We start from the raw sequence: 12,518 nt of genomic DNA, 5'->3' as shown, positions 1-12,518 counted from the left end.
TCTTTCCAGAAATACTCTCGCCGAAGGCTACGCCGCGCCAGCGGCGTCCCATCACACGCGCATCGGCATCACGACGTAGACCGCCGAGGTATCCGATCCTTCCCGCATCAGCGTCGGGTCGCCTGCCGAATTGAACAGGAAGACCGCATTCTCACGATCCACCTGGCTGGCGATCTCCAGCAGGTATTTCGCGTTGAACCCGATCTCCAGCCGCTCGTCGCCATAGGCCACGGCCAGCTCTTCTTCCGCCGCACCGCTGTCGGGCGCATTGACCGACAGGACCAGCCGGTCCTCGTCCAGCGCCAGCTTCACCGCGCGCGAGCGTTCGGAAGACACCGTGGCGACCCGGTCCACCGCGCGGGCGAAATCGGAGGCATCGACTTCCATCGTTTTCGTGTTCCCGGTCGGGATCACGCGGGTATAGTCGGGGAAGGTGCCGTCGATGACCTTTGAGGTCAGCGTGATGTCGGGCGTCGCAAAGCGCACCTTGGTCTCACTGACCGACACAGCCACCTTCAGCTCGTCGTCATCCAGCAGCTTGCGCAGCTCGCCCACGGTTTTGCGCGGTACGATCACCCCGGGCATATCCTCTGCACCCTCGGGCAACTCCGCATCGATCCGGGCCAGGCGGTGGCCATCCGTGGCCACACAGCGCAGCACCCGGCCGTTCTCGGATTCGGCCACATGCATGTAGACGCCGTTCAGATAGTACCGCGTCTCTTCGGTCGAAATGGCAAATTTCGACTTGTCGAAAAGTCTGCGCAGGACCGGCGCCGGGGCCGAGAAATTCGACGCATATTCAGACGACGCCATGACCGGGAAATCTTCCTTGGGCAGCGTCGCCAGATCGAAATGCGACCGGCCGGCGGTCACGACCAGGCGACCGGCCCCGCCGTCTTCGAGTGTGACCATGGCACCGTCAGGCAGTTTGCGAACGATCTCGTGCAGGGTGACAGCGCTGACCGTCGTGGCCCCGGCGCGTTCGACCATGGCTGGCGCCTTGTCCACCACCTCGATATCCAGGTCGGTCGCACGAAACTGGACATCGTTGCCCTCTGCTTCGATCAGGACGTTGGCCAGGATCGGGATCGTATTGCGCCGTTCGACGACGGACTGGGCCTGCGACACGGCTTTCAGCAGTGCTGCGCGTTCGATGCTGAGCTTCATGACCCTACTCCTGTGCGATCCTGTTCAAGGCCGGGACCGGGAAACTACCTGTTTTCACCGGCCTGACAAGGGGTATGTCCGGTTTTCCGATTGTTTGAGCGGGGCGTCAAGACGCTGCACCGGCGTCAGGCTCCGGGCGCTTCAAAAAAGATACCCCGCCGGGCGCGGGGTATTGGTGTTCTCTGATTGTCCCTGCGCCGCGGCGCTACGCCTCCAGGGCCCGCCGCAAAAGCTCGACATCCTCGGCGATCTGGGCGTCCTGAAGCTTCAACTCTTCGATCCGCTTTACCCCATGGATCACCGTCGTATGATCCCGACCGCCGAAGCGTCGCCCGATCTCGGGCAGCGAGCGGGAGGTCAGTACCTTGGCAAGATACATCGCGACCTGGCGCGGACGCGCATAGGTCCGGACGCGTTTGGGACCAATAATATCCGACAGGCGGATGTTGTAATGCTCTGCCACCTTGCGCTGGATTTCCTCAACCGTGATCTTGCGATCGGAGGCCCGGAGGATGTCAGCCAGGCATTCCTGGGTCAGATCAAGCGTAATCTCGCGCCCCACCAGGGACGAAAAGGCGAAAAGCCGGGTCAGCGCACCTTCCAGAACCCTCACATTGGTCGAAATGCGGTGCGCGAGGAATTCCAGAACGCCGTCCGCCATCTTAAGATCGGGATATTGCGCGCGATGCGCTTCGACCTTGCTCTGCAGGATGCCGAGGCGGAGCTCGTAGTCGGTCGGATGGAGATCGACGATCAGACCGCATTGCAGACGGGACCGGATCCGCTCCTCCATCATCGTCATCTCGCCGGGCGCCCGGTCGCCGGAGATGATGATCTGTTTGTTCTGATCCACCAGTGCGTTGAACGTGTGGAAGAATTCTTCCTGAGTCGATTCCTTGCCGGCGATGAACTGGACATCGTCGACCATCAGAACGTCGACAGTCCGGAACAGGGATTTGAAATCCATGGTCCGGCGTTCCCGGATGGCCTGAACAAACCGGTACATGAACTGCTCTGCTGACAGGTAGACAACCGTCAGCTCCGGCTTGTTCTGTGCCAGCTCATTGGCGATCGCATGCATCAGGTGGGTCTTGCCGAGCCCAACGCCGCCGTACAGAAACAACGGGTTGAAGGTGACTGGCCCGCCTTCGGCAACACGGCGCGCGGCGGCATGGGCCAGCTCGTTCGGCTTGCCGACAACGAACCGATCAAAGGTAAACCGCGGATCAAGCGGCGCGGGCTGCAGCATCGCATCAAGAGCACTGGGTTTTGCAGTCGACGCCGGCGCAGGCGCGGGCGCCGCATTGGTCGCTGGTGCCGCCGGCTCGGTAACCGCCGGTGCGGCTACGGTCGCAGGCGCGTCGCCGGTATTCGCTGCTCTGTCCGCCGTGAATTCCAGCCGGCGAACCACGTGATTGACGGCGGAAACCTCGTTCAGAATAAGCTCGCCGAAATTGCGGGCAACATAGGTCCCTGCCCAGGCATTCGGCGCAATGATGACGGCGATGTCATCTTCGGTGCGGTCAAACTGCAGCGGTTCGATCCAGCTTTTGTAGTTATGCTCGCCCACGTTCCGCAGAATGTTCTGCTTCAGTGTGCCCCATTGGTCTTTGGTCATAATTTATCGTTAGCCCCCAGCTCGTATTCTTGTCCAAAGCGTATGACGACCGGGACCTTACCCCCGACCGGCAACCCAGATCGCTTGGACAGACTTACCCGTTACCGGACCCGTGGGTACGGTTGAGCCGCAGCAGCACGACAGGCTGAAGCATACACTTCGAGTGAGCGCATGTGTGCAGAACCGCTCGCCTCATAGTTGTTTGCTTCGTCTTTTCTTTTGGACAGCGTCCGGTTCCCTTAACGTCAACAGAGCCAATCAAAAAAGGCTCTCCCCGCGACGTTGATCCGGGCCGGATCGACTGTGCCCCCCAAGACGATGTGAATCGCAAGATTGAAACTAGCAACTCTCACGCGAAGTGCGCAACGCCAAGAAGCGCTTGACTCAGGACTTGCTGAAACCGAATCCGATTCCGGTGGCGGAACGGCCACAGGCCCTATTGAAAAATCGGCAAAAAAGAAAAGGGCGCCGATTTCGCGGCGCCCTTCCTGAATTTCTGCCGGGTTCCGACGGTCAGGCGATTGCCTTCACGCGGGCGGACAGACGCGACATCTTACGAGCCGCAGTATTTTTGTGCATCACACCTTTGGTGACGCCGCGCATCAGCTCGGGCTGAGCTGCCTGCAGGGCGGCGGTGGCCGCAGATTTGTCACCCGTCGCAATCGCCTCTTCCACCTTGCGAAGGAAGGTGCGGATGCGCGAGCGGCGCCCTTTGTTCACCGCAGTGCGGGTGACCATCTGGCGGGCGCGCTTCTTCGATTGAGGCGAATTTGCCATAACTCTAATGTCCCATTGCTCGGGTTCACGTATTCTGAAGCCGCGCTAATAGGCCCGAGTCGTCATCAAGTCAACCGGGTTGGCGCCGGAATCGTCCGTTCGAGGGAAATGAACCGCGGTTCCTGGCGTCCGTCGCTGTCAGTTCTGGGAACAGACCACGAGGATCCGGGCATTCTGATCGCCCTGCGACGCATAGAGATGCCCCCGACCGCTGTCGAAATACATCATCTCGCCCTGATTCAGGATCACGTCCTCGCGGCCTTCGAGCTGCACAATCACCTGTCCTTCCAGGACCATCAGAAATTCTTCGCCGGGATGGGTCACCATTCTTTCGAAGGCCATCTTCTGAAGCGGTTTCAATGTCCCCATCATCGGGATCATCTTCTTTCCACGGACGTCGGGAAACAGCATCTCATAGGTGTAATTCTCGGTCTCGAGAAAGCCGAATTCACCGGCCCTTGCGATTGCGCAGGTTCCCGGCTCAAACGCGCCGCCCCGTTCGGAAAACAGTTCGGAAAGATCGACACCCAGCCCCCGCGCCAGGCCCGAAAATCTGTCGTATGTGGGCGCCATCAGCCCGCGTTCGATCTTGGAAATGGTCGAAATTGCCAGGCCGCTGCGGTCCGCCACTGTCTGGATTGTCAGGCCTCTCGCCTCCCTGAGGTCTTTCAATCTCTGACCCAGAGCGGTCCGGCTGGGAACTGTCTCTTGTGTGACGCTTGTGTTCGGTCCTGACGTCATTTCTGCATCTTCCGTCGCTGAAGAATTTTCCGATTGGAAAATTTTGGCTTTCGACCCGTCTGCGTTTCTGATACATTTATATATATGACAGTTGCTGCTTAAGGAAAGCCTGTGCACAGGTCGGACGATTTCCAGATCGCAATAATTGGCGGCGGCATTGCCGGTTTTTCCGCAGCGGCCGAACTTTCCGAATTTGAGCGGGTGATCGTGCTCGAACGCGAGTCGCAGCCGGCCTATCATTCGACGGGCCGTTCGGCGGCAATCCTTGCGCAGACCTACGGAAATGACGTTGTGCGCGCCTTGACGCGCGCCTCTGACGATTTCCTGAATTCGCCGCCTGACGGATTTGCCGAGCGACCGCTGCTGACCTGTCGCGGCCTTGTCAGGATCGCGCGGGCGGACCAGGCGGACGCGCTGAGAGAGATGTTCGAAACTCTGGAAAATACGGGGTATCTGCGCTGGATTGACGGCGATGAGATCGAGAGGCGGGTGCCGCTCATCCGGCCGGGCTATGCTGCGGCCGGTTTCCTGAACTCGGACGCCCGGGATATCGATGTCCACGCGATGATGCAGGGGTATGCCCGGCGAATCCGCGCCAATGGCGGCGAAATCCTGACCAAAACGGATGTCACGGCCATGCAGTTTTATGCGGGCGAATGGCGGATCGAAGCCGGCGCGCAGGTCATCCACGCCCGGCAGGTCGTCAATGCGGCCGGATCCTGGGCGGATGATCTGGCCAGGCTTGCCGGGATCACTCCAATCGGCCTGACGCCTTTGAGGCGGAGCGCGGTCACCTTCGACCCGCCTCCCGATGTCGATATTACCAATATGCCGATGGTCGTGGACGCCGATGAAGCGTTCTACCTGAAGCCCGAGGCCGGAAAACTTCTGGCCTCTCCCGCCAATGAAACGCCCTCGCTTCCGACCGATTCTCAACCTGACGAGATGGAAGTCGCCCATGCGGTCGACCGGGTGACCACCGCGTTCCAGCTGGATGTTCGGCGCATCGTCGCCAAATGGGCCGGTCTGCGAACGTTCCTGCCGGATCGCACGCCGATATGCGGGTATGATGCTGACGCGCCTGGGTTTTTCTGGCTGGCGGGGCAAGGTGGGTTCGGAATCCAGACAGCGCCGGCACTGGCCCGACTTACCGCGCATCTGATGGCCGATGCGCCGATGCATCCGCTGCTTCAGTCGAGCGGCCTCGATATTTCAGCCCTGTCTCCGCAGCGTTTTTTGACGCGGGATGCCGGGCAATCCGACAAAATACCAACAAGGAGAGACTCATGAAAGTTAAGACTTTATTTGCCGCAGCGGCCGCGACGATCCTGTATGCCGGTGTTGCTGTCGCGGACTGGGCGCCGTCCGGACCGATCAAGCTCTGGATCGGGTTTGGTGCCGGCGGAGAGACGGATACGCTGGGACGCCTGATCGCCAAGGAAATGGGCGAGAGCACCGGCTGGGATTTTGTGGTCGAAAACAAGCCGGGTGGCGGCGGTATCGCGATGTTTACCCAGCTCGCAACGGTGCCGGCGGATGGACAGACGCTCGGCATGGGTGTGACGATGCCGGTTCTGGTCAATCTGACGATCCGGCCGGACGAGATTCCCTTTACGCTCGACAGTTTTGACTACCTGCATACTGTCGCGCTTGCGGAACTTGCAATTATCGCCAAAGCGGATGCGCCTTTTGACGATCTGGAAGGGCTGATCGCCTATTCCAAGGACTCGGGCGGTGCCCTCATGGCGTATGACGCCAAGCCTCAGGAATTGATGATGAATTTCGTCAACGGCCAGTCTGATGCCGGGGTCAAGATGGTGTCGGCAAAATCCGCGGCAGAAAGCCTCCAGCAGCTGCTGGGCGGGCATGTGGTCGCGGCGTTCAGCGCCGGTGCACATATCCCCTACCTCGACAGCGGGGACGTCAAGATGATCGCTGCGGCCAATGCCAGCCGCGCCAGCTATGACGCTGACACGCCCACCGTGCAGGAGCAGGGTTTCGATATCTTCGTCGATCCCTGGTTCTACATCGCCGCGCCCGCCGGCCTGCCGGAAGAGGCCAAAGAGGCGCTGAGTTCGGCCATTGGCGCCGCGCTGTCGTCCGAGACGACCAAAGAGGCGATCATGAATTCCATGCATACAGAGCCGTCAATGGCGGGTCCGGATGAAACCAGGGCCATGATGGATGCGGGCCTGGCCAACGTCGGAACGCTTTTTGGCAAGTGAGCTGAATGGGGCGGGACGGGAGGCCGCGGCATGGCCGCCGCGACCAACCGTTCCGGGCCGCCCCGCCCTGCGCGATCGGGAATGACCTGATGTCCAATGGTTCTGACAGGAGCGCCGGACATCCGGCCAATCGGATCGCCGGGCTTGCGGTTGCCGCTTTGGGGGGCGCCCTGTTGCTCTGGATTATTCCGGCGAATACTGACTCGACCGGTTCGGGCTGGCTGCGCCCCGATACGATCCCGACCATCTGCGCCTGGGCCTTTGTCCTTCTGGGACTGGTGCAGTGCGCGCGGCCACGCGGTGATCTGCAGCCGGTCGGAGACGATATCGTCATCGTCGTCGCTGCTGCCACCGCTTCTGTCATCGCGCTATGGGCGATGGGGCGGGTCGGCTTTCTTCCGGTGGCTCCTGTCTTTGCCGGTGTTCTGGTTGCCCTGTTTCGGGAAAGGCGGCCCGCCTGCATCGCAGGCGCGGTTCTGGGCGCGCCTGCTGTCACTTATCTTGTCGTCCGGGTCCTGCTGGACCGGCCGCTTCCCTGAGCTCACGTTGCCCCGATGCCAGACTTTTCCATCATCCTGAACGGGTTTGCAGATGCCTTCACGCTGGTGAACCTGGTGTTCGTCGCCCTGGGCGTGGCGGCAGGACAGATGGTCGGGGCCATTCCGGGCATTGGCCCGATCATGGCGATGGCGATCGCTATCCCCTTTACCTACGCGCTCGACCCGCTCGTCGCGATCTCTTTCCTCGTCGGAATCAATAAGGGCGGGCTCTTTGGCGGCGCGATCCCGGCTGTGCTGATCAATACGCCCGGCACGCCGGATGCCGCGGCTACGGCGCTGGACGGCTACCCGCTGGCACGCTCCGGCAAGCCTGTGAAAGCGACGAGGATGGCGCTTTATGCCTCGGTCACCGGGGATACGGCATCCGATCTGGTTCTGATCACCCTCGCCGCGCCGCTGGCCGGGCTGGCGCTGAAGATGGGACCGGTCGAAATCCTTGCGCTGATGGTCTTTGCCTTTTCCATCATCTCGGGCCTGATCGGGGACAGCCTCGTGAAAGGGTTGATCGCGGCTTTTGCGGGTCTGCTGCTTTCGACCGTGGGTCTGGACCCAGAACAGGGGACACCCCGGTTCTATTTCGGTTTTTTTGAACTTTATGACGGGGCCTCGCTGGTCGCCGTCACCGTCGGCATGCTGGCCGTCGCCGAGATTTTCCGACGCATCGCCGCCGCCCGCCGAACCGGACCGCAACCAACCATCACATTGGATGGCGATCCCAAAGATCAGCGCGTCAGCCTGGCCGAATACTGGTCCTGCCGGGCGGCCATGGCGCGGGGGGCCTTTGTCGGCACTGTTCTTGGAGCGATCCCGGGCATCGGGTCTACCGCAGCGGCCTATATGTCCTATGCCGCCGCGAAACGCGGACCAAAGGGGGACGGGCCGGAGTTCGGGCAGGGCAACCTGCGCGGCATCGCCGCCACGGAAAGCGCCAATTCCGCCGTGATGGGGGCCAATCTGATCCCGCTGCTTGGCATCGGCATTCCCGGGTCGATCGGGGCTGCGCTGCTGATATCGGCCTTCAAGATCCACGGCATCCAGCCGGGGCCTTTGCTGTTTCAGACGCAGGGACGGCTGATATATGGGTTGTTCGGCGCGATGCTGATGGCCAACCTGATGAACCTGATCATCGGGCAGGTGTCGCTCAGGCTCTGGACCCGGGTGATCCGGGCGCCGGAATCGGTGATCTTCCCCTCCGCGCTGATCTTCTGTTTCGTGGGTGTCTATCTGTCGACCGGCGGGCTGTTCGGTGTCGGGCTGATGCTGCTGTCGGCGGTGGTCGGCTATGGGATGACGGCGCTCGGCTACCCGGTGATCGTCTTCATCATCGCCTTTTTCCTGGGCGAAGGGTTTGAACGGTCGCTTGGCCAGTCCTTGGTCATCCTGGACGGCAACCCGCTGGCGCTGGCCCAGCACCCGATCGCGCTGGTCCTGCTGGGTGTCGCTGTCGTGACAACGATCTGGCTGGGTCGGAAAGCCTAGGCTTTGAAGCTGCGCTGGAACTTGGCCATGCCACCGATCCAGCGGCCATAGTTGCTGGCCTTGGCCTCCATATAGCCCTGGACCTGCGGATGCGGCAGGATCAGGAACTGCTCGGCCCTGATGCCCGCGATGGCGGCGTCGGCCACCTCCTCAGGCGTCAGCACCCCATCCCCGGCCTGCGGCCCTTCCGCACCGATCCCCGAGAGCATCGGCGTCGCCACCCCCTGCGGACAGAGGATGGAGACACGAATCCCCTGATCCCGGTGCGAAATCGCCAGATTTTCGGCAAAGCCCACTGCGGCATGTTTGGTCGTCGAATAGGTCGCGCTGCCGATCTGGCTGAGCAGACCCGCCGCGCTGACCGTATGCAGGAAATAGCCCGATCCGCGGGTGATCATGCGCGGCACCAGCACGCGGGCGGCATGGATATGGGCCATGACGTTGACCTCCCACGCGGCCTGCCAGGCTTCGTCGGGCGCGCCCGCCGCATTAACGATCTGAGGGTCGAAGCCATTGGCGATGCCGGCGTTGGAGCACATGAGGTCGACCGGACCATACGCCGCCTCGATCCGGTCGATCATCGCGGTGATCTGGGCGCCGTCACGGACATCGACGCGCAGGCCGGTGCCGCCGATCTCCTCCGCGACGGCCCGGGCCTTGTCCTCGCTCAGGTCGCAGACACAGACATGTTTCGCGCCCTCGCGATGCAGGGCCCGCGCCAGTGCGGCGCCAATGCCCTGGGCGCCACCTGTGACAATGGCGACCTTTCCCTCCATATCCATCCGATCTCCTCCCCTGTCGGACGGGCGGTTCCGGTTATTTGTCCCGGAACTGTGGTGCCCGTTTCTCAAGGAAGGCGTTCATGCCTTCCTTCTGGTCATCCGTGGCAAAGAGCCCGTTGAAAAGCCGCCGTTCAAACAGAAGCCCCTCGTTCAGCGGCGTTTCATAGGCGCGGTTGACCGATTCCTTGACCGCCACGGCAGAGACCATGGATTTCTCCGCAATCTTGGCAGCGGCGCCCATGACCTCTTCCATCAGCTTCTTGACGGGCACGACGCGCGACACGAGGCCCGCGCGCTCCGCCTCCTCGGCATCCATGAAGCGGCCGGTCAGGTTCATGTCCATCGCCTTGGACTTGCCGACAAAGCGGGTCAGGCGCTGCGTGCCGCCGATACCGGCGATGACGCCCAGGTTGATCTCCGGCTGGCCGAACTTGGCATTGTCGCCTGCAATGATGAAATCGCACATCATCGCCAGTTCGCAACCGCCGCCAAGCGCATAGCCTGCAACAGCTGCGATGATCGGCTTGCGGACCCGGAGGATCGCGCCGGTCTCTGCGGTGAAGAGGTCACCCATGAAGACATCGGTGAAGCTGAGTTCGGACATCATCTTGATGTCGGCACCGGCGGCAAAGAACTTTTCCGTGCCGGTGATGACGATGCAGCGGACCTGGTTGTTGTCCTGTGCGGCGCCAAGCGCATCGGCCAGTTCAGAGAAAACCTGCGTGTTAAGGGCATTCATCGCGTCGGGCCGGTTCAGCTTGATCAGCGCGATGTGGTCTTCGATCTCGACGATAATCGTCTCGTAGGCCATGAAATGGGGTATCCCGGTTGTGAGTGTTAGGGGCGATTCCGTAGCACTTTGCCCCCCGGGATCAAGTTATCTTTGACATTGCGGACAGTAGAATGTGGACCGGCCAGACTGCACGATGCGCCGAATCGTGGTGCCGCAGCCCTCTGTCCGGCAGGTCTCTCCCTCCCGGCCATAGACGCGGAAGGAATGCTGGAAATAGCCCAGCTCGCCATCCGCGCGGCGGTAATCCTTGAGCGATGAGCCCCCCGCTGTGATCGCCTCTGCCAGCACGTCGCGGACGATCGGGACCAGCGCGCCGATGCGGTCGCCCGCGATCCGGTCGCAGCGCCGGGTCGGGTTGATGCGAGCCCGGTAGAGCGCCTCGCAGACGTAGATATTGCCAAGCCCCGCAACCACATGCTGGTCGAGCAGGGCGGATTTGATTGGCGTCCGGCGGGGTTTCAGCGCGGCGATCAGGTAGGGTTCGGCAAAGGCATTGCCCAGCGGCTCCGGGCCCAGCGACGCCAGCAGCGGATGCGCCTCTCCGGCGGAGGTCGGGAAGAGGTCCATCGCGCCGAACCGGCGGGGGTCGTTGAAGGTGATCCGGGCGCCATTTTCCATGTCAAAGACAACGTGATCATGTTTTTCGGGCATCGGATGGTCGTGGTGAAAAACGCCCAGCGGATCGCCGGAAACGGTCATGCGGCCTGACATGCCAAGGTGGATCAGCAGGGTCTCACCGCTATCCAGATCGGCGAGGATATATTTCGACCGCCTGCGCAGCCGGTCCACCCGTGCGCCGGTCAGCCGTTCCGCCATCCGTTCGGGGAAGGGCCAGCGCAGGTCGGGGCGGTTGACCGTGGCGCGGGCGATGACGGCCCCCTCCATCGACGGCGCGAGGCCGGTGCGGACGGTTTCAACCTCGGGCAGTTCGGGCATGGGCGATCACCGGGTGGCGAGCGCCTCGTCCAGAGCGCGGCGCATCAGGGAATGACCGTGCACGTATTTCAGAACCAATGCGGTTTTGCCACCCTCGAAGCGCAGCCGGTAGGCCGGGATCCCGTCATCGTGAAGCTGGACCAGACGGTCGAGCCGGTATTCCTGCGTCCGGAACCCGAGCGTCATGACGGAAATCGTGCGCCCCTCGATCCGGACGGTGAACTGCCAGAGATAGGCCGCAACATAGGCCAGTGCCGGGACCAGCATCAGGCCCCAGGTCCAGGTGCCCGGCTGTTCGACGGCAACCTGCGCGGCACGCAGCAGGATCACGCCGCAAATCGCGATGGTCAGGAGCCGGACCGCCAGCGGCACGCGATGTTCGGTCGCGGGCGTGCCGGGGGCAAACAGCGCCGGATCCAGCCGGTCGATCTGCTGGCGATGCACCAGACCGCGATCTTCCAGGTCTTTGGTAAACCGCGAAATTCTTTTGGAAACATTGGTATAGCGGATCGCCAAAACGGCGATCTGCACTGCGAGCGCAAGCCCGAGTATCAGCCTGAGGTCCATCTGCTCTGCCTCTATCTGTGCCTTTGCGGCATCATTGACGTTTGTGTCTTGGCATTAACTATGGCACTGGAAATGGGCACAAAAATGGCAGGCTTTTGGCCGCCCCTGAAGCCGCGGACGGACCCGATGACCGACGACAGAACCACGCATTTCGGCTTTGAGACCGTGCCCGAGGGCGAGAAAGCCGGCCGGGTGCAGGGCGTCTTCTCCTCTGTTGCGTCGCGCTATGACGTGATGAACGATGTGATGAGCCTTGGCATTCACCGGCTCTGGAAGGATGCGATGATGGACTGGCTGGCGCCGCGTGCGGGCCAGCATCTGCTGGATGTCGCGGGCGGCACCGGCGATATCTCTTTCCGGTTTCTGAACCGCGCCGGATCGGGCCATGCGACTGTGCTGGACCTGACTGAACCGATGCTTGTGGAGGGTCGCAAGCGGGCGGAGGCCGGGAAGATGTCGGACAGCCTCGACTGGGTGGTGGGCGATGCGATGGCCCTGCCCTTTCCGGACAGCACCTTCGATGTCTACACGATCAGCTTCGGCATCCGGAACGTGACCCGCCCCGAACAGGCACTGGCAGAGGCCTTCCGCGTGCTGAAACCCGGCGGCCGCCTGATGGTGCTGGAGTTTTCGCAGATCCCCACGCCGGCACTACAGTGGGCCTATGACCGCTACAGTTTCAATATGATCCCGGCGATGGGTCAGATGATCGCGAATGACCGTGACAGCTACCAGTACCTTGTCGAGTCGATCCGGAAGTTCCCCGATCAGGACACCTTTCTGCAGATGGTCCGCGATGCGGGCTTTGGTCAGGCCAAATATCGCAACCTGACGCTGGGCATTGCCGCCCTGCATTCCGGCTGGAAAATCTGA

13 protein-coding genes are annotated in these 12,518 nt (G+C 62.0%); 5 read left to right on the top strand and 8 right to left on the bottom strand.

What is annotated here, in order from left to right; translation table 11 throughout:
* Nucleotides 1–51 precede the first annotated feature (51 nt).
* The 4 genes from dnaN to ACRARG_RS11985 form a co-directional block, all read right to left on the bottom strand.
* Nucleotides 52–1,167 (bottom strand): DNA polymerase III subunit beta, encoded by a 1,116-nt coding sequence (gene dnaN, locus ACRARG_RS12000; RefSeq protein WP_432690245.1) that lies wholly within the window; start codon nt 1,165–1,167, stop codon nt 52–54.
* Nucleotides 1,168–1,372: 205 nt separating this feature from the next.
* Entirely contained in the window at nt 1,373–2,785 is a 1,413-nt protein-coding gene (gene dnaA / locus ACRARG_RS11995; RefSeq protein WP_432690244.1) for a chromosomal replication initiator protein DnaA, read from the bottom strand.
* A 513-nt stretch (nt 2,786–3,298) separates the two neighbouring features.
* Nucleotides 3,299–3,562, bottom strand: coding sequence for a 30S ribosomal protein S20 (gene rpsT, locus ACRARG_RS11990; RefSeq protein WP_432690243.1), 264 nt, complete (start codon nt 3,560–3,562; stop codon nt 3,299–3,301).
* A gap of 138 nt (nt 3,563–3,700) precedes the next feature.
* Complete coding sequence (locus ACRARG_RS11985) at nt 3,701–4,303, bottom strand: helix-turn-helix domain-containing protein (RefSeq protein ID WP_432690242.1); 603 nt, start codon at nt 4,301–4,303, stop codon at nt 3,701–3,703.
* A 111-nt stretch (nt 4,304–4,414) separates the two neighbouring features.
* Between ACRARG_RS11985 and ACRARG_RS11980 the strand changes: the two genes are divergently transcribed.
* The 4 genes from ACRARG_RS11980 (at nt 4,415) to ACRARG_RS11965 (ending at nt 8,567) form a co-directional block, all read left to right on the top strand.
* Nucleotides 4,415–5,593 carry an NAD(P)/FAD-dependent oxidoreductase gene (locus ACRARG_RS11980; protein WP_432690241.1) on the top strand — a complete coding sequence of 393 codons (1,179 nt, stop codon included), beginning with the start codon at nt 4,415–4,417 and terminating at the stop codon, nt 5,591–5,593.
* The gene (locus ACRARG_RS11975; protein WP_432690240.1) at nt 5,590–6,528 is read left to right on the top strand and encodes a tripartite tricarboxylate transporter substrate binding protein; all 939 of its coding nucleotides are present in this window, start codon (nt 5,590–5,592) and stop codon (nt 6,526–6,528) included. Before ACRARG_RS11980 ends, ACRARG_RS11975 begins: the two co-directional genes overlap by 4 nt.
* 89 nt (nt 6,529–6,617) lie before the next feature.
* Nucleotides 6,618–7,067 (top strand): tripartite tricarboxylate transporter TctB family protein, encoded by a 450-nt coding sequence (locus tag ACRARG_RS11970; RefSeq protein WP_432690239.1) that lies wholly within the window; start codon nt 6,618–6,620, stop codon nt 7,065–7,067.
* A gap of 15 nt (nt 7,068–7,082) precedes the next feature.
* Nucleotides 7,083–8,567 (top strand): tripartite tricarboxylate transporter permease, encoded by a 1,485-nt coding sequence (locus ACRARG_RS11965; protein ID WP_432690238.1) that lies wholly within the window; start codon nt 7,083–7,085, stop codon nt 8,565–8,567.
* On the opposite strand, the gene ACRARG_RS11960 is transcribed toward ACRARG_RS11965, so the two are convergent.
* The 4 genes from ACRARG_RS11960 to ACRARG_RS11945 all read right to left on the bottom strand — a co-directional run bounded on the left by ACRARG_RS11960 (nt 8,564) and on the right by ACRARG_RS11945 (nt 11,645).
* Nucleotides 8,564–9,349, bottom strand: coding sequence for an SDR family oxidoreductase (locus ACRARG_RS11960; protein WP_432690237.1), 786 nt, complete (start codon nt 9,347–9,349; stop codon nt 8,564–8,566). The two genes, ACRARG_RS11965 and ACRARG_RS11960, sit on opposite strands and share 4 nt — an antisense overlap.
* A 34-nt stretch (nt 9,350–9,383) precedes the next feature.
* Nucleotides 9,384–10,160, bottom strand: a complete 777-nt coding sequence (locus ACRARG_RS11955) for an enoyl-CoA hydratase (protein ID WP_432690236.1) — start codon at nt 10,158–10,160, stop codon at nt 9,384–9,386.
* Nucleotides 10,161–10,226: 66 nt separating this feature from the next.
* A complete protein-coding gene (gene mutM, locus ACRARG_RS11950; protein WP_432690235.1) occupies nt 10,227–11,078 on the bottom strand; it encodes a bifunctional DNA-formamidopyrimidine glycosylase/DNA-(apurinic or apyrimidinic site) lyase in 852 nt (283 codons plus the stop codon).
* A gap of 6 nt (nt 11,079–11,084) precedes the next feature.
* A complete protein-coding gene (locus ACRARG_RS11945; protein ID WP_432690234.1) occupies nt 11,085–11,645 on the bottom strand; it encodes a hypothetical protein in 561 nt (186 codons plus the stop codon).
* Between the two features lie 126 nt (nt 11,646–11,771).
* Between ACRARG_RS11945 and ubiE the strand changes: the two genes are divergently transcribed.
* Entirely contained in the window at nt 11,772–12,518 is a 747-nt protein-coding gene (gene ubiE, locus ACRARG_RS11940) for a bifunctional demethylmenaquinone methyltransferase/2-methoxy-6-polyprenyl-1,4-benzoquinol methylase UbiE (protein ID WP_432690233.1), read from the top strand.

The organism is Pseudooceanicola profundi, from assembly GCF_050897955.1.
GTDB lineage: Bacteria > Pseudomonadota > Alphaproteobacteria > Rhodobacterales > Rhodobacteraceae > Pseudooceanicola.
Note: the sequence above shows the minus strand (reverse complement) of the source record. Positions and strands in the feature narration are given on the sequence as shown.

Excerpts from the sequence above, each read along its gene's own strand:
- ubiE (WP_432690233.1), top strand. The coding sequence starts at position 11,772 with ATGACCGACGACAGAACCACGCATTTCGGCTTTGAGACCGTGCCCGAG.
- ACRARG_RS11965 (WP_432690238.1), top strand. The coding sequence starts at position 7,083 with ATGCCAGACTTTTCCATCATCCTGAACGGGTTTGCAGATGCCTTCACG.
- ACRARG_RS11970 (WP_432690239.1), top strand. The coding sequence starts at position 6,618 with ATGTCCAATGGTTCTGACAGGAGCGCCGGACATCCGGCCAATCGGATC.
- ACRARG_RS11975 (WP_432690240.1), top strand. The coding sequence starts at position 5,590 with ATGAAAGTTAAGACTTTATTTGCCGCAGCGGCCGCGACGATCCTGTAT.
- ACRARG_RS11960 (WP_432690237.1), bottom strand. The coding sequence starts at position 9,349 with ATGGATATGGAGGGAAAGGTCGCCATTGTCACAGGTGGCGCCCAGGGC.
- dnaN (WP_432690245.1), bottom strand. The coding sequence starts at position 1,167 with ATGAAGCTCAGCATCGAACGCGCAGCACTGCTGAAAGCCGTGTCGCAG.
- ACRARG_RS11985 (WP_432690242.1), bottom strand. The coding sequence starts at position 4,303 with ATGACGTCAGGACCGAACACAAGCGTCACACAAGAGACAGTTCCCAGC.
- ACRARG_RS11945 (WP_432690234.1), bottom strand. The coding sequence starts at position 11,645 with ATGGACCTCAGGCTGATACTCGGGCTTGCGCTCGCAGTGCAGATCGCC.
- dnaA (WP_432690244.1), bottom strand. The coding sequence starts at position 2,785 with ATGACCAAAGACCAATGGGGCACACTGAAGCAGAACATTCTGCGGAAC.
- ACRARG_RS11955 (WP_432690236.1), bottom strand. The coding sequence starts at position 10,160 with ATGGCCTACGAGACGATTATCGTCGAGATCGAAGACCACATCGCGCTG.
- mutM (WP_432690235.1), bottom strand. The coding sequence starts at position 11,078 with ATGCCCGAACTGCCCGAGGTTGAAACCGTCCGCACCGGCCTCGCGCCG.
- rpsT (WP_432690243.1), bottom strand. The coding sequence starts at position 3,562 with ATGGCAAATTCGCCTCAATCGAAGAAGCGCGCCCGCCAGATGGTCACC.